The sequence below is a fragment of the Brevibacterium metallidurans genome (assembly GCF_037101285.1).
Classification (GTDB): Bacteria; Actinomycetota; Actinomycetes; order Actinomycetales; family Brevibacteriaceae; genus Brevibacterium; species Brevibacterium metallidurans.
Genome location: NZ_BAAAAF010000011.1, coordinates 17,188 through 31,736 on the forward strand (window position 1 = coordinate 17,188; position 14,549 = coordinate 31,736).

12 protein-coding genes and 1 pseudogene are annotated in these 14,549 nt (G+C 66.0%); 4 read left to right on the plus strand and 9 right to left on the minus strand.

All coding sequences use genetic code 11. From position 1 onward, the window contains the following. Positions 1-17: 17 nt before the first annotated feature. From AACX88_RS12965 to AACX88_RS13000, 7 genes and pseudogenes are all read right to left on the minus strand, one after another. Entirely contained in the window at positions 18-416 is a 399-nt protein-coding gene (locus AACX88_RS12965) for a nuclear transport factor 2 family protein (RefSeq protein ID WP_339393360.1), read from the minus strand. Continuing rightward, positions 413-2,128, minus strand: a complete 1,716-nt coding sequence (locus tag AACX88_RS12970) for a hydantoinase B/oxoprolinase family protein (RefSeq protein ID WP_339393361.1) — start codon at positions 2,126-2,128, stop codon at positions 413-415. Before AACX88_RS12970 ends, AACX88_RS12965 begins: the two co-directional genes overlap by 4 nt. A gap of 17 nt (positions 2,129-2,145) precedes the next feature. Further along, positions 2,146-4,178: pseudogene (locus AACX88_RS12975) on the minus strand (hydantoinase/oxoprolinase family protein). Continuing rightward, positions 4,175-4,819 (minus strand): DUF1989 domain-containing protein, encoded by a 645-nt coding sequence (locus AACX88_RS12985; protein WP_339393364.1) that lies wholly within the window; start codon positions 4,817-4,819, stop codon positions 4,175-4,177. Before AACX88_RS12985 ends, AACX88_RS12975 begins: the two are co-directional and overlap by 4 nt. Next, positions 4,816-5,400 (minus strand): urea carboxylase-associated family protein, encoded by a 585-nt coding sequence (locus tag AACX88_RS12990; protein WP_339393365.1) that lies wholly within the window; start codon positions 5,398-5,400, stop codon positions 4,816-4,818. The genes AACX88_RS12985 and AACX88_RS12990 overlap by 4 nt, the downstream gene beginning before the upstream one ends. A 1-nt stretch (position 5,401) precedes the next feature. Beyond that, the gene (locus AACX88_RS12995; protein ID WP_339393366.1) at positions 5,402-6,691 is read right to left on the minus strand and encodes a class-III pyridoxal-phosphate-dependent aminotransferase; all 1,290 of its coding nucleotides are present in this window, start codon (positions 6,689-6,691) and stop codon (positions 5,402-5,404) included. Then, positions 6,688-8,148 (minus strand): MFS transporter, encoded by a 1,461-nt coding sequence (locus tag AACX88_RS13000; protein WP_339393367.1) that lies wholly within the window; start codon positions 8,146-8,148, stop codon positions 6,688-6,690. Before AACX88_RS13000 ends, AACX88_RS12995 begins: the two co-directional genes overlap by 4 nt. Before the next feature lie 429 nt (positions 8,149-8,577). Between AACX88_RS13000 and AACX88_RS13005 the strand changes: the two genes are divergently transcribed. Both AACX88_RS13005 and ykgO read left to right on the plus strand, forming a co-directional pair. Then, on the plus strand, positions 8,578-9,918 hold the full coding sequence (locus AACX88_RS13005) for an FCD domain-containing protein (protein WP_339393368.1): 1,341 nt from the start codon (positions 8,578-8,580) through the stop codon (positions 9,916-9,918). Positions 9,919-9,995: 77 nt separating this feature from the next. Continuing rightward, positions 9,996-10,118, plus strand: a complete 123-nt coding sequence (ykgO, locus tag AACX88_RS13010) for a type B 50S ribosomal protein L36 (RefSeq protein ID WP_339393369.1) — start codon at positions 9,996-9,998, stop codon at positions 10,116-10,118. A 179-nt stretch (positions 10,119-10,297) separates the two neighbouring features. Here ykgO and AACX88_RS13015 read toward each other — a convergent pair whose 3' ends face one another. Beyond that, the gene (locus tag AACX88_RS13015) at positions 10,298-11,974 is read right to left on the minus strand and encodes an AAA family ATPase (RefSeq protein ID WP_339393370.1); all 1,677 of its coding nucleotides are present in this window, start codon (positions 11,972-11,974) and stop codon (positions 10,298-10,300) included. 172 nt (positions 11,975-12,146) lie between these two features. Further along, on the minus strand, positions 12,147-12,542 hold the full coding sequence (locus AACX88_RS13020; RefSeq protein WP_339393371.1) for a winged helix-turn-helix transcriptional regulator: 396 nt from the start codon (positions 12,540-12,542) through the stop codon (positions 12,147-12,149). A 134-nt stretch (positions 12,543-12,676) separates the two neighbouring features. Here AACX88_RS13020 and AACX88_RS13025 point away from each other — a divergent pair, with 134 nt between their 5' ends. After that, positions 12,677-13,042, plus strand: a complete 366-nt coding sequence (locus AACX88_RS13025) for a DoxX family protein (protein WP_339393372.1) — start codon at positions 12,677-12,679, stop codon at positions 13,040-13,042. Between the two features lie 5 nt (positions 13,043-13,047). After that, positions 13,048-14,526 carry an MDR family MFS transporter gene (locus AACX88_RS13030; protein WP_339393373.1) on the plus strand — a complete coding sequence of 493 codons (1,479 nt, stop codon included), beginning with the start codon at positions 13,048-13,050 and terminating at the stop codon, positions 14,524-14,526. Positions 14,527-14,549: the final 23 nt, after the last annotated feature.

The window sequence follows — 14,549 nt, forward strand, 5'->3', positions numbered from 1 at the left end:
CGCGCTCGCGCCTGCCCTCAGATGAGGTCGTAGTGCCAGACCTTGCTGACGATCTGCCACCGGCCGCGGTCCTCGACGATGACGAGGTCGTCGGTGAACTGCTTCGGCAGGTAGCGGTTGCGCACCCGGACGTGGACGGTCGACGGTCCCGCGGGACTGACCTCGACGATCTCATCGACCCTGGCGTCCCCGCGACTGGCCGGTGACGGCCGACCGGCGACGATGGCCAGATAGGCGGGCACGTCGAGGGCGACGAGCTCGTCCTCGGTCGCGCTGAAGAGCCTGGCCTTCTCATGGAACGCCTCACCGAGGAGGTCGACGTCGCCGGCGTAGAGCCCGTCGAGGTACGTCTGCACGGTCCGCATCGCCTCGGCGTTCGTCCCCTGGTCACCGGCATTCTGCTGGTCGTCGGTCATCGGGAGACCACCCACTTCCCATCCGCTCGTCCGGCATCCTCGAGGACGACGGCTCCGTAGATCGTCGCCGCCGCATCCGGAGACACGTAGCCGTTGTCGACATCGGCCTGCAGCGCCTCGACGGTGCGGTCCACGGGATCCCCGTACCCGCCGCCGCCCGCGCATTTGAGGAACAGCTCATCACCGGCGGCGACGAGCAGCGGCGCCGTCTTCGTCGGCAGCTCCTCGACCGTGCCGTCGGCCCGGGTGAGCACGACCTGCGTCGGTTCGGGACGACCACCGCCGAAGAGCCCGTAGGGGGCGACGGTGCCGCGTTCGGCGACGATCGTGATCCACCCCGGTGCATTGAACCGGACCCGACGCTGGATGCCGCAGCCGCCGCGGAACTCCCCGGCCCCACCGGCGTCGTCGGTGATCCGGTACTCGATGACGGTCATCGGATACTCGAGTTCGAGCGCCTCGGTGGGGGTGTTGCCGGTGTTGGCGATGTTGACGCGGTGCGCGTTCCCCCCGTCGGCGCCGGCTCCCCCACCTTGGCCCGCACCGTGCATCTCGACGCAGATGAAGTCACGGTCGGCGTCATGCCCGCCGAAGACGAGGACCCCGGTGCTCCCGGCCCCGGCGGCGACCACCCTGTCCGGCAGCGCCTCGGCGAGGGCCCCGGTCACACAGTCGGCAACCCGGGCAGACGTCTCATGGTTGCCGGCGACGACGGCGCCGGGATAGCTGACGTTGACGACGGTGCCCTCCGGGGCGGTCACCGTGATCGGGCGGTAGGCCCCGGAGTTCGCGGGACTGTCCGGGTCGGTGAGCGCCTTGATCGCGTAGACGCAGGCGGCGTAGCACACGGACAGGGCCATGTTCATGCCCCCGTGGGTCTGCGGTGAGGTGCCGTCGAAGTCGATGGCGATGTCGGAACCCTGGACCTCGACGGCGCACCGGATCGCGAAGGGTTCGTTGACGATGCCGTCGCCGTCGCAGAAGTCCTCGAACTCGTACCGGCCGTCGGGGATCTCCGCGATGTGGGCACGGGCGAGGGTCTCGGCGTCGTCGAGGACCCTCTCGATCGCGATGCTCAGCGTCTGTGCCCCGTACTTCTCAGCAAGCGCCTGCAGGCGACGTTCACCCGTGTTGCAGCCGGCGTACTGGGCCTGGAGGTCGCCGATGCGTTCGCGCGGGTTGCGGAGGTTGGATTCGAGGAGCCCGACGAGCTCCTCGTTGCGCTCCCCCTCCTTCCACACGCGCATCGGCGGGATCCGGAAGCCCTCGGCCTGGATGTCCGGGGCCGTCGACGAATACGAGCCTGGACCGTTGCCGCCGACGTCGATGAAGTGCCCGCGCACGGCCGCGAAGCCGAGCAGGGTCCCGTCGAAGAACACGGGTTTGCACATGAAGAAGTCCGGCAGGTGGTTGTTGCCGCGGAACGGGTCGTTGTGGATGAACACGTCCCCGGGCAGCATCGTCTCCACGGGGAAGCGTTCGGTCAGCCCGGCGAAGCTGAACGGCATCGTCGGCAGGTGGATGGGGATGTCCGCCGAACCCTGCGCGACGACCTCGCCGGTGGGCCGCAGCAGCGCACACGAGAGGTCCCCGGCCTCCTTCCACAGGTTCGAGTACGCGGTGCGCAGGACGACGTTCTTCATCTCATCGGCCGCGGTGAGCAGCCCGTTCCTGATCACCTCGAGGGTGATGCGGTCGATCGAAGTGCTCACTGGGGTTCCTGTCTGTGTCATCGTGCCAATCCGATCCTGAGGTGCCCGCCGCCGTCGACGCGGGCGTGGGCGCTCGGCGGGATGACGGCTGCGGTGTCGCGTGAGGTGACCATCGCGGGGCCTGCGAACTCGGCGCCTGGGGTGAGCAGGTCGCGGTCGTAGACGGGAACGCTCGCCGTCTCCCCGGGGGAGGTGACGATCTCCCTAGCGCCCTGCGACTTCGGGACGGTCGCCTCGGCGGTCCGGGAGGCTTCGAAGTCCTGCCCGATCGTGCCGATCGCCCGCACCCGGAGGTTGACGAGTTCGAGCGGCTGATCGCGCATCTCGTACCCGAACTGCCGCAGATGCTCGGCGTGGAAGGCCTCGCCGGGTCCGGTGAGGTCCCCGGATTCGCCGAGGCGGACGTTGAGCGTCGAGTTCTGCCCCTGGTAGCGCAGGTCGGCGGAGCATTCGAACTGGTGGAGGGCGTCGTCGATGCCGCTGTCGCGCAGCTCCTCGGCGCCTTGGTCCATGAGCGATCGCAGGTCGTCTCCGGCATCCCTGGAGGCATCAGCGTCGACGAGTCGCGACTGCGTGTGGACGAAGTCGTGGACGGCGTCGGTGATCGCGATGCCCAGGGCACTGAAGCAACCGGCGACGGCGGGGATGACGACATCGGTGATGCCCATCTCCGAGGCGATGTCGGCGGCATGGAGGGGCCCGGCACCGCCGAATCCGAGGAGCGCGAAGTCACGCGGGTCGAGCCCCCGCCGCACCGAGGCGGTGCGCACGGCACCGGCCATCGAGGCGTTGACGATCTGCCTGATCCCCCACGCGGTCTCCACAGCCGTGAGCCCGAGCTTCGCCCCGAGCGTCGCGCACGCCGTGTACGCGGCGTCGTAGTCGAGTTCGAGGTCGCCGCCGGCGATCGGGGAATCGGGTGAGAAGAGACCGAGCACGTAGTTCGCGTCCGTGACGGTGGGTTCGTCCCGCCGCGACCGTAGCAGGCCGGTCCCGGGTAGGCGCCGGCGCTGCGGGGACCGACCCGGAACTGCCCGGCCGCATCGACCCAGGCGATCGACCCGCCGCCGGAGCCGATCGTCATGATGTCCAGTGCCCGCCCCTGCAGGGGCAGACCCATGACCTCCTGCCGATCGACGAGGGTGGCCTGCCCGCCCTGGAGCAGGGACACGTCGAAGCTCGTCCCGCCCATGTCGACGGCGAGCAGGTTGGGAAGACCCGTCTGCTGGGCGGCGTATCGGGCGCCGATGACCCCACCGGCGGGCCCGGACATGACGAGTCGCACCGGCTGGTCGGAGGCGGAGTCCGCGGTGGTCAGGCCGCCGTTGGACTGCATGACCCACAGGCTCGAGTTCGGGAACGCGGCAGCGCACGCGTCCTGGAGCTTCGAGAGGTACTTCCACGCGGAGGGTTTGAGGTAGCTGTTGAGCGAGGTCGTGCTCGCCCGCTCGTACTCTCTGAACTCGGGCCACACCTCGGAGGACAGGGACACCTGGATCTCCGGGGCCACCTCGGCGGCGATCTCACGGATCCGCCGCTCATGGCCGGGATTGCGGAAGGAGAACATCAGGCACACGGCCAGGGACGTGATGCCGCGGGCCGCGATCGTCGTGATCGCCTCACGGACGTCGGCCTCGTCGAGGGCCGCGACGACCTGACCGGTGGCGTCGACGCGTTCGGTGACCTCGAAGCAGTCGGCGCGGGCGACGACCGGGTCGGGCATGACGTCCTTGAGCGTGTAGAGCTTCTCACCAGGCCGGGCCAGGCGGGCGATCTCGATGATGTCGCGGAACCCGCGGGTGCAGATCATCGCGACCCGGGGACCGGTGCGCTCCAGTGTGACGTTCGTCGCCACCGTCGTTTCATGACCGAGGAACCCCAGGTCAGCGGTGTGCTCATCCCCGCCGAGGGTGCGCACGAGCCCGTCGACGACGGATCGTTCGAGGTGCTGCGGGTTGGACGGGACCTTGTTCTGGGTGACCTGACCGTCCTCGTCGATGACCACGACGTCGGTGAAGGTGCCCCCGACGTCGACTCCAGCGCGCTTCATACGTCCGTTCCTTCCTCTGTCGAATAGATGATCACGCGACTGGGCGTGGGGTTGAAGCCGTTGAGCGGGGTGAGCTCCTGCGGGCAGTTCGAGATGGCGACGATGAGGTCGCGTTCGGCCCGCAGGTCGATGTAGTCCCCGGGCACGGACTTGCACGTCGCGTACTCCATGTCCCCGTCGGGGCCGACGGGGTAGTTCATGAAGATGTTGAACGAGTAGGGCACGTCCTCGGCGGGGATCCCGTACTCGCGCAGGGCTTCGACGAAGTTGACGTGGCAGGTCCGCTTCCCGGCGCCGCGACCGTGGTGGCGGGTGCGGTTGAGTCCGGGACTGCAGCTGCCGCAGAGGATGTCGTGGTCCTGCACCGTGTCGGCGACGATCGTGAGCATGACGTCCCCGTCGTCGTCGACGAGCCAGTCCCCTTCGCCGAGGTAGAGGTGACCGTCGTTGACGGCCACACTCATCGTCGGCGACATCGCCCGGGTCATGTCGTTCGCGTCGAAAGCGATGAGGTCGGAGCACTGCTGCCCGTCGACGTCGATGAAGCGCAGGGTCTGTCCCGCCGCCAGGCGGAACAGGTCGCCGCGGCGGGCCGGGATCGTCGTATCGAGGTGGATCTCCGGCAGGTCTTCGGTCCTCATGCGTCCTCCTTGAGCAGTTCGATCTCGAGCACTCCCGGCGGCTCGTCGCCGATTCCCTCGCCGAGGAGGTCGGGGGTGTTCGCGATGACGACGTCGACGTCGAGTTCGGCGCGCAGGTCGATGAAGCTGCCGGGGTTCGAGACGGATACCGCGGCCCCGACGTAGCCGGAGTCGGTGATCGTGTGATGGGTGAAGGCGAGGAACGGGTACGGCACCTGGTGGGGTGCGAGCCCGAGCCCCGCGGCCTCCCGGGCGAGCAGTTCGGCGCCGGGGCGCGGACCGCGGTTGGCCAGGGTCCCCGGCAGGGCGTCGTGGGTGACGTCGGTGTCGGTGATCGTCATCATCGGGTTGCACAGGTAGGAGTGGAGCACCGAGCCCTCATCGAAGTAGACCTTCTTATTCAGCAGCATCGTGTTCGGGGCGGAGAACCGCTCCCGGGCGTCGCCGTGGTTGACGACGACGAGCTGACCGCAGGCGCCGCCGCCCACGTCGCGCAGGCGCAGGACCGCACCGTAGGGCACTGTGAGAGTCGTCGTCTCCCCGGGCCCGAGCACGGTGACGGTGTCAGTGGACTGGGTCATCTCATGCCTCCTCGTCGGCGAGCTCGAGACCGTGGTCGAGGGCCTGGAAGATCTGGTTGAGATCATCATCGCCGATGATGAGCGAGGGGGCGAGGAACAGCGAGGTCTGCTCACCGCTCGTGCCGATCATCGCCCCGGCCTCGAGGGCCCGGGCGGCCACGCGGGAGGCCAGCGGCGGTTCGGTCGCGGTGCCGTCCCAGGTGCGCCAATCGGGGCCAGCGAGTTCGACGGTCCAGTGCATGCCGCTGCCGTCGACCCGGGCAACACTGGGGTGCGCCTCGGCGATGGCGGTGAGGTTCTTCGCGAACGATTCTTCGAGTTCGGCGGCGCGGGCGATGAGGTTCTCCTCCTGCACGATGCGCAGGTGGGCGCGGGCGGCTGCGACGGCGACCGGGTGGCCGCGGAAGGTGCTGTAGGTCTGCCAGGTCTTGTCCGACATCGAGTCGATGATGTCCTGGGACATGACGATCGCACCGGCGGGGGCGATGCCGCCGGCCAACGGCTTGCCGAGGGTGACGATGTCCGGCCGGGAGTCCGCGCCCTGGAACGCGAACCAGCGGCCCTGGCGTCCCAGACCGGTGACGACCTCGTCGGCGATCCACAGGGATCCGGCGGCGCGGGCGGCTTCGGCGATCGCGTTCTGGTAGTCGGGGTCGTAGTAGACCCCGCCCTGGGTGTAGTCGATGATCGTCGCGGCGACGTCGTCGAGGCCCTGGGCCGCGAGGTCGGCGGCGGTGGGGGTCGAGGCGTTGGTGCCGCCCCACGTGGCATGCGTGGGTCCGGGGAGGACCGTCACCTCGGCGGTGGCCGGGGCGGGGCTGGTGCCGCCGCCTGCGACGGAGAGCCCGCCGTGCCACTGGGGTTGGACGGTGACGGCGCGGGCGAGTCCGGCGGTGCCGTGGTAGGCGCGTTCGCGGGTCGCGATCCTCTTCCGCCCGGTGTAGGCCTGGGCGAAGGAGAGCGCGAGGTCGTTGGCTTCGCTGCCGCTGAGCGCGAAGCGCACTCCGCCGACCCAGTCGTGTTCACCCGCGAAGGCGATGTCGATGAGGTCCTGGGCGGCCTGCTCGCGCTCCTCCCAGAACCAACCTTCGTTGATGACCGGGGCCGTCAGTGCCTTCGTGGCCGCCTCGACGAGGGCTGGATGGTTGTGTCCGAGCGGTCCGCCGGTGTTGCTCGCATCGAGCACCTCGCGTCCGTCGGAGAGCAGGAATCGCACTCCCTGTCCTCCGACGACGCTGGCCAGAGGCTTGCGTCCCGCGTTGAGGCCGGTGTAGATGAGACGGTTGGTCATTGGTCTTCTCCCTTCGTTGACAGCAGCTGTGTGGCTGAGGTTCTCGGTGCGGATCCGGTCCGCTGTGCGGATCCGGTTCCCTGCGCGGACATCGCCGAGGCGGCCCGGCGGGCGCCTGCACGTCCAGGCGGACGCAGAGGCTGGGTGAGGTCGCGTCCCTTGGTCTCGGGGATCGTGAGGACGGCGACGAATGTGACGGCGAGTCCGACGAGGAGGTAGGCGACGACCGCCCACGGAGTGTCGAACTGGCGGAGGAGGGCGACGGCGATGATCGGGGCGAGGCTGCCGCCGACGATGGCGGCGGACTGGTAGCCGATCGAGGCGCCGGAGTAGCGGATGTCGGTGTCGAAGAGTTCGCAGATCCACGGCGCCGAGACGCCGTACATCGCGGCCTGGAGCGTGAGCCCGCCGACGACGGCGAGGATGATGAGCAGCGGGGACCTCGTGTCGAGGAGGGAGAAGAACGCCACCGCCCAGAGCGCACAGCCGATGACGCCGATCATCGAGACCTTCTTGCGGCCGATGCGGTCCGACAGGCGCCCCCAGACCGGGTAGAGGAAAAGCTCGACGATGCCGGCGACGAGGACGGCGCGCAGGGCCACCTGCGAGTCCATGCCGAGGAAGACGGTGACGTAGGTGACGACGAAGACGACGAAGGTGTAGTAGCAGATGTCGGCGCCGACGCGGAGGCCGATGACCTGGATGATGCGCTTCGGGGACCGGCGGATCACCTCGGCGACCGGGGACTTCTGCACGGCAGCGCCCTTCCGGGCGAGGTCGGCGAACGTCTCGGTCTCGGTGACCTTGGCGCGGATGATGAGAGCGATGAGGACGACGACGGCGGAGAGGAGGAACGGCACCCGCCAGCCCCAGCTGAGGAACGCCTCCTCGCTCAGTGTCGCCGAGAGCACGCCGAGGGCCGCGGTCGACATGAGGCTGCCGATGGGCACTCCGACCTGGACGAAGCTCGTCCAGAAGCCGCGCCGGTCGCTGGGGGCGCGTTCGGCGATGAGCAGGGCGCCGCCGGCCCATTCGCCGCCGAGTCCGAACCCTTGGATGAAGCGCAGGGTCACGAGGATGAGCGGCGCGGCGATGCCCACCTGGTCGTAGGTCGGCAGGAGTCCCATGAGGAACGTCGCACCGCCCATGAGGGAGACGGTGAAGACGAGGACGGTCTTGCGTCCGATACGGTCGCCGAAGTGTCCGAAGACCGCTCCGCCCACTGGGCGGGCGAAGAATCCGACGGCGTAGGTCGAGAAGGCGAAGAGCGTTCCGGTCAGCGCGTCGTACTCGGGGAAGAAGACCTTCGGGAAGACCAGCGCCGCAGCCGTGCCGTAGAGGTAGAAGTCGTACCACTCGAGCGTCGTGCCGGACACGCTGGCGATGATCGAGCGTCGCAGCATGCTCTTCTGGGGTGCGGGCGCGGCTCCGGTGTCCGTACTCGTCTGGCCTGTCATGGTCGATCCTCCGATCAACTGGTGTCGACAGTCACATTAGGAGGGCGGGCGTCTGCCGGTCAACGAAATGTCGACACTTATTCGTTGATCGGGAGCATTTTGCGGAGGAGTGGACGGCGGTTCGACTCACGGTATGCGCGGCCTCGCTCTGCTTTGGATCCAGTAATTGTGCGCCTCAGTTCGACCGTTTCTTCCCACTACGACCAACACAATTGTGCTGATCTGTCTGCTGGGCATTTGCTGAGCAGGCGGATTCAGGCTCACCCAGTGAGACGGGCGCCGCGGACGGCAACCGTCGCCCGTCTGTCGAGGTCAGAGGCCGGTCTCCGCATTGAACGATGACGAATCTCTGCTGCGGTGGCACCTGGCGTCCGCCAGCGCGGGAGATCGCCTCTGGAAAAGCTGGTTTCCTTGCGATAGAAAAGAATCATGGCAGATGGATCGGCACAACCCGACTCGGACTGGTTCTCCGCACCGGAGCAGATGAATCACCGCCGCTACGAGGCACTGCGGGCGTTCTTCGTCGACGGCGCCACCCATGCTGAGATCGCCGAGCGCTTCGGCTATTCCCGGTGGACCGTCGTCGACCTCGTCCGCAAGTTCCGTCGCGGTGAGGTCGAGATGTTCGCCGACCCGAAGAAGCCCGGCCCGCCGCGCGGACTCTCCCCGGCGAAGGACCGGGCACGCGAGAGGATCGTCGAGCTGCGGCTGCGCGGCCTCTCGAGTTACCAGATCTCCGCACGACTCGCCCGCGAGGGCACACCGCTGAGCCACACGAGCGTCGCCGAAGTCCTCCGGGAGATCGGACTCCCCCAGCCGACGCGCTCCGGCAGTCAGGACGGTCGACGGGACGCAGGTCCGGAGACGGCAGTGGGTTCAAGCGACGGCCGATCTGCGTCGTTCTGCCCGCATTGCGGCAGATCACTGCACGACGGCGTCGATCCCGACCACGCGCAAGAGTCCGAGCGACCGATCGACGCGAGTGCAGCTGGCGCCCGGCAGGTGGCAGACAGTCTGACGACAGGCGGTTCGACGACAGACGGTACAACCACGCTGGCCACGGCCGTCGATATCCCGGCCCCCGCCTCGGCGGACCATTCCGGCAGCGGACGACCCCGGCTGGCCGACCTCGTGTACGCGACGATCCGGACGAACATCATCAGCGGTCACTACCCCATGGGGTCGCGACTCAACGAGGTCCACCTCGCCGCCGAACTCGACACGAGCCGCGCCCCGGTCCGTGAAGCGATCCGGCGGCTCTCCGAAGAGGGACTTGTCCGCGAGCGCCCGCACCAGGGAGCCGTGGTCATGGAGTTCGACGCGGAATCGCTCGTCGACCTCTACAACGTGCGGACCTCGCTCGAGCGCACGACAGTCCGGCTCGTCGTCAAGCGCAAGGTCGACGTCTCCTTCCTCCGCGGACTCATCGACGAGATCGCGGCCGCGGCGGCCTCCGGCGATGCCCGCCAGGTCGCGGTCTCGGAGTTCAAGTTCCATGAGGCGCTGTGTCTGGCCGCGGACAACGAACCGCTGACGAACCTCTTCCGCACCCTCGAGGGGCAGATCCTCATGGCGCTCACCCTCGATGACGCCGAGTACTCCGACCTCGGCGATGTCGCCGCCGAGCACGAACCGATCCTCGAGGCGATCGAAGCCGGCGACGAGGTGGGGGCTGCCGACATCATTGAGGAGCACATCTTCTCGTCGATCGAAAGCGTCATCACCCGCCTCGGCGGGGACGCCGAGACCCTCGTGTCCTCGAAGATCTGAGATCGCCCGATTCGGCCCCGCGGAATACTCGGAGCCGACTCTCTGTTGAGTAGGCAATCAACATTCAGGAGGTTGCTATGCAGGCACGGAACTCACTTCGCTCGATCAAGAAGGCCCCGGGGTCGCAGGTGGTGCGTCGTCGCGGTCGCACGTACGTCATCAACAAGCTCAACCCGCGATTCAAGTCGCGTCAGGGCTGAGACCCGGACACCGATCGACCAGGGCGCCAGCTCCCGCAATGGGAGCCGGCGCCCTTGTGCGTCCGGGCGTCCCCGCGGGGACGTCCCATCGCGACGCAGGGTCGGAGCGTCCCCGCGGGGACGTCCCATCGCGACGCAGGGTCGGAGCGTCCCCGCGGGGACGTTTTTCGTTGCAACGATCAGTCCGCGGCCTCGTCGTAGTTCTCGCGGTTCGCAGCGATCTCGGCCGTGTGGGTGGCCGGCGATCCGGCCGGTATCGGCCCCACGGCTTGACGACTGCGGTTCACAAGCTCCTCATCGTTCTTCATCGTCACACGAACAGCCGCCTCGTAGTCCTCTTTTGAACTAAATCGAAGCCCTTTCGCAATTTTATCGCAGTACGGCGAACTTTTGATCGAGAATCGATTGACGATCGCATTGTGATCACCTTCAGCGACGAGCTTCTCAGCCAAATCGAACTCAGAAAGCACTGGGGAATCGATTGTAATAGTAAGATCCTTGTCAGTGCCGAGACTGGTCTTTTTCGGTATTCTTTCAAAAATGCTTCGCCGAATAATCTTAATAGAATTATCTTTTGCGAGATTCATCAAACTTTGTTCATTTTTGATCGACTTAAGCGCCTCATCTCTTGCCGCTGACAGCAGAGTTTCCGGGTCACAACCGAAGGTCGCTCCCTGATTTTCGGATACTCGCTCTGCAATTTCCGGCAAATAGTATATGCTTTCGACCTCATTGAAGGGAAGCACTTTAATGTTCTTTTTTTCATATACCTCCCTAGCCTCATCTCCCATACAATCTCCGTCTATTACTCCAACCGCCTCAATCCAATGAAAAGATCGTTGCTCATTTAATCCCGCGACCGCCCTAATGACTTGATCGCTACCTCCACTTGGGACTATTGTCCATGTAGGGAACAAGGATTCATAGAGCGGCTTGTCAAGACTCCGGCCGTCGCCTTCCACCATCATCAGCCGGGTCCTGCCACCCAATAGCGCTCTTCTCAAAGGTTCAGTTGAGTCAGGAAGCTCAGCGAGAGAGACTATATCCCAGGCCTTTGGATCCCCACTACTCCAGTTCACCGAACGAACATAATAGGCCTGCGCATTTTCCGCTGTCATAGCATCTAAAAGCTCGATATCGTGGGTGAACAATACAATCGACACGTCAATCCTGGAAGCTGCAAGCGCTCGAATGAAATCGGGAGATACCGCTCGATGCAGATGACGCTCGGGCTCATCAATTAGAAGTACAGTGCCCGGATCCGAAAGCACGACTTCCGCAGCTAGAATTAGCGCCGACTTTTCCCCGTCAGACATTTCAGCAATCGGGTAAGTCTTTGTTGAACGGGTAACCACAAACTCAAAATGATCGTTAATAGAGAACTTGCAATCCATACCCGAATGGCGAAAAATCTCGTCGATCTGCGCCAGCGGCGAAGGCTCCAAAGGCTCCTTCCTTTCGGTAATTCGCCCAGAGTCTGCCAGATCAGCAATTCGAGAATTCCGACCGTTTACTTTTGCTGCGAGGTCAAAAAGTAGACCAATCGTCCTGTCATCGCCGCGAAAATCTTGAATTCGCGACACACGCTGTCGATTCATGTGCTCAACCGAGCTTTTTGTGTTTTGGTAATCGCTACGTGTCACCTCTGGACCAGAGGACTTTAGCCAAATCTGCCGATGGCCGAGCAATCTTTTGGTTTTTGAGCTGCTACTATTGGTGTACATCCAATAGTTGAGCGCCGATTTTCCTGCTCCATTCGGTCCAACAAAAAGTACGACTTCTCCTTGTTTGATCTCCAAAATTAGCGGATTGTCATTGTCAATTCTAGGCACTTGCCACTCTGCTCCGCTGTTCATACGCCAATGATGCCACCTCATGCATCAACGGGGCGCTTCACAAGACTTCGGTTGGAACCGGCGCCCTTCTCGTGTCCGTACACTAGTGGGACAGGCGTCCACGGGGACGCCTGTCCCACTGCACACCGCGTGGCTGTGTCCCCGTGTCCCGACGTCCCCGCGTGGACGTCAATCACTCGACCGCCGCGTCGTAGTCCTCACGGTTCGCAGCGATCTCATTCGTGTGCGCCGACGCCCACTCGGCGATCGCGAGCACCGCGGGAATGAGCGAGCGCCCCAGATCGGTCACGCTGTATTCGACCCGCGGCGGGATCTCGGCGAACATCTCCCGCTTAACGAGCCCGTCACGCTCGAGCTGCCGCAGCGTCTGCGTGAGCATCCGCGAGGAGATCCCCTGCGTCATCGCCTTGAGCTCGGTGAACCGACGCGGCCCCTCCTGGAGCATGCCGATGAGCATCATCGACCACTTGTCGCCCACTCGCGCGAGGATCGACCGGAACACCTCCGGGTCACCCTGCGGCCCCTCGCACATCGACTGCATCCGCGGCTCATGCACCTGCTCGCTCATCGTCTCCTCCGTCCCCGGCCAGGCCAAATGGTTACCTCTGTGTGCCCTGGTGAGGTTGCTGTGCGTGCCACCCCATCGGGAATAATCACCAACGGTATCTAGGTTACCACCAGTAACTAATGAAAGGTTGGTCCATGCTCGCACTGACAATCCTCACCTGGGTCCTCTCGGGCCTGCTCGCAGCGCTCTTCCTCATGGCGGGAACGATGAAGGTCATCAATCCCCACAACGCCGATAAGCCGATGCCCACCCTCCTCGACTACACGCCGGGACAGGTCCGCGTCATCGGCATCGCCGAGATCCTCGGCGCGATCGGCGTCATCCTCCCCGCACTCCTCGGCGTCCTCCCGTGGCTGACCGTCGTCTCCGCCCTTGGTCTCGCCGCGATCCAGTTCCTCGCGATCTTCGCCCACCGCCGCCACGGTGAGCAGTTCACGATGAACATCGTCCTCATGGTCATCGCCCTCCTCGTCGCGGTCCTCCGCCTGATCGGAGCCTGATCCCGATGCGCAGATCCACTGACCTCGCCGAGGCGGCGCCCGCCCCGGTCCGGACCCGGGAGTCCGCTCCCGGGTCCGGTGGCACGGGCGTGATCTGGCTCCTCCTCGGCGCCGCCTTTGTCACCCTTCTCAACGAGACGGTCATGGGTGTGGCGATCCCGCACCTCGTCACCGACTTGGACGTCACTCTCAGCGTCGCCCAATGGACGACGACGGCATTCATGCTCACGATGGCCGTGGTCATCCCGACCACCGGCTTCCTGCTCAGGCGCTTGACGACCCGGCAGGTGTTCCTCCTGGCGATGAGCCTCTTCACCGCCGGCACACTGCTCGGAGCCCTCGCGCCCGAGTTCTCCGTCCTCCTCGTCGCCCGCGTCATCCAGGCCTCGGGCACCGCGATGATGATGCCGCTGCTCATGACGACGATCATGACCGTCGTCCCCGAGTCCGAACGCGGCCGCTTCATGGGGCGGATCACGATCGTCATGGCCGTCGCCCCGGCACTCGGCCCGACGCTCTCCGGCCTCATCCTCAGCACTCTGTCCTGGCCGTTCCTCTTCTGGATCATCCTGCCGGTCGCAATCCTCATGATGATCATCGGCGCCCTGCGCCTGCGCAACGTCGGCGAGACGACCACGGCTCCGCTCGACTGGGTCTCACTGCCGCTGACGGCTCTGGGCTTCGGCGGACTCGTCTACGGCTTCAGCACCCTCGGCTCGGCTGATCCCGGTATGGTTCCCGTCGCCGTGGCGGCTCTCGCCCTCGGCGTGCTGGGCCTCGGACTCTTCATCCGGCGCCAGCTCGTTCTCCAGCGCGGGGACCGGGCGCTGCTCGACCTGCGGGTGTTCCGGTCGCGGACGTTCCGGCTGGCGATCGGCCTCGTCGTCGTCATGATGGCCGCGATGTTCGGCTCGATCATCCTCCTGCCGATCTACCTGCAGAACGTCCTCGCCCTGGACGCCGTGACCACCGGTCTCATGCTTCTGCCCGGCGGCCTTGCCATGGGCCTGGCCGCACCCCTGGTCGGGCGACTCTTCGACCGGTTCGGTCCGCGCCCGCTCGTCATCCCCGGCGCGCTCATCGCCAGCGCCGTGCTCTGGGCGCTCACCGGACTCGATGAGACGAGCCCCGCATGGTTCGTCCTCCTCGGGCATGTGGGCCTGTCGCTGGGGGTGGCGATGATGATGACCCCGCTGCTCACCTCCGCGCTCGGGTCGCTGCCGCCGCAGCTGTACTCGCACGGTTCGGCCACCGTCGGGGCGATCCAGCAGGTCGCCGGCGCCATCGGCACGGCTCTGTTCATCACCGTCCTCAGTCTGGGCACGCTGGCAGCGGCAGGCAGCGGCGCCGCCCCGGTGGTCGCCCAGGCCGACGGCGTCTCGACGGCGTTCCTCGCCGGAGCCGTGCTCTCCCTCATCGCCGTCGTCGGCAGCTGGTTCGTCCGCAAGCCGGCACCGCGGCAGGCACCGGCTGCACGGGCGTGACCTCGGTTCCGCCTCGGCGCGGA

Bases quoted from the DNA above. Each gene is read 5' to 3' on its own strand.
- AACX88_RS12965 (WP_339393360.1), bottom strand. From the start codon at position 416: ATGACCGACGACCAGCAGAATGCCGGTGACCAGGGGACGAACGCCGAG.
- AACX88_RS12985 (WP_339393364.1), bottom strand. From the start codon at position 4,819: ATGAGGACCGAAGACCTGCCGGAGATCCACCTCGATACGACGATCCCG.
- AACX88_RS12990 (WP_339393365.1), bottom strand. From the start codon at position 5,400: ATGACCCAGTCCACTGACACCGTCACCGTGCTCGGGCCCGGGGAGACG.
- AACX88_RS12995 (WP_339393366.1), bottom strand. From the start codon at position 6,691: ATGACCAACCGTCTCATCTACACCGGCCTCAACGCGGGACGCAAGCCT.
- AACX88_RS13000 (WP_339393367.1), bottom strand. From the start codon at position 8,148: ATGACAGGCCAGACGAGTACGGACACCGGAGCCGCGCCCGCACCCCAG.
- AACX88_RS13005 (WP_339393368.1), top strand. From the start codon at position 8,578: ATGGCAGATGGATCGGCACAACCCGACTCGGACTGGTTCTCCGCACCG.
- ykgO (WP_339393369.1), top strand. From the start codon at position 9,996: ATGCAGGCACGGAACTCACTTCGCTCGATCAAGAAGGCCCCGGGGTCG.
- AACX88_RS13015 (WP_339393370.1), bottom strand. From the start codon at position 11,974: ATGAACAGCGGAGCAGAGTGGCAAGTGCCTAGAATTGACAATGACAAT.
- AACX88_RS13020 (WP_339393371.1), bottom strand. From the start codon at position 12,542: ATGAGCGAGCAGGTGCATGAGCCGCGGATGCAGTCGATGTGCGAGGGG.
- AACX88_RS13025 (WP_339393372.1), top strand. From the start codon at position 12,677: ATGCTCGCACTGACAATCCTCACCTGGGTCCTCTCGGGCCTGCTCGCA.
- AACX88_RS13030 (WP_339393373.1), top strand. From the start codon at position 13,048: ATGCGCAGATCCACTGACCTCGCCGAGGCGGCGCCCGCCCCGGTCCGG.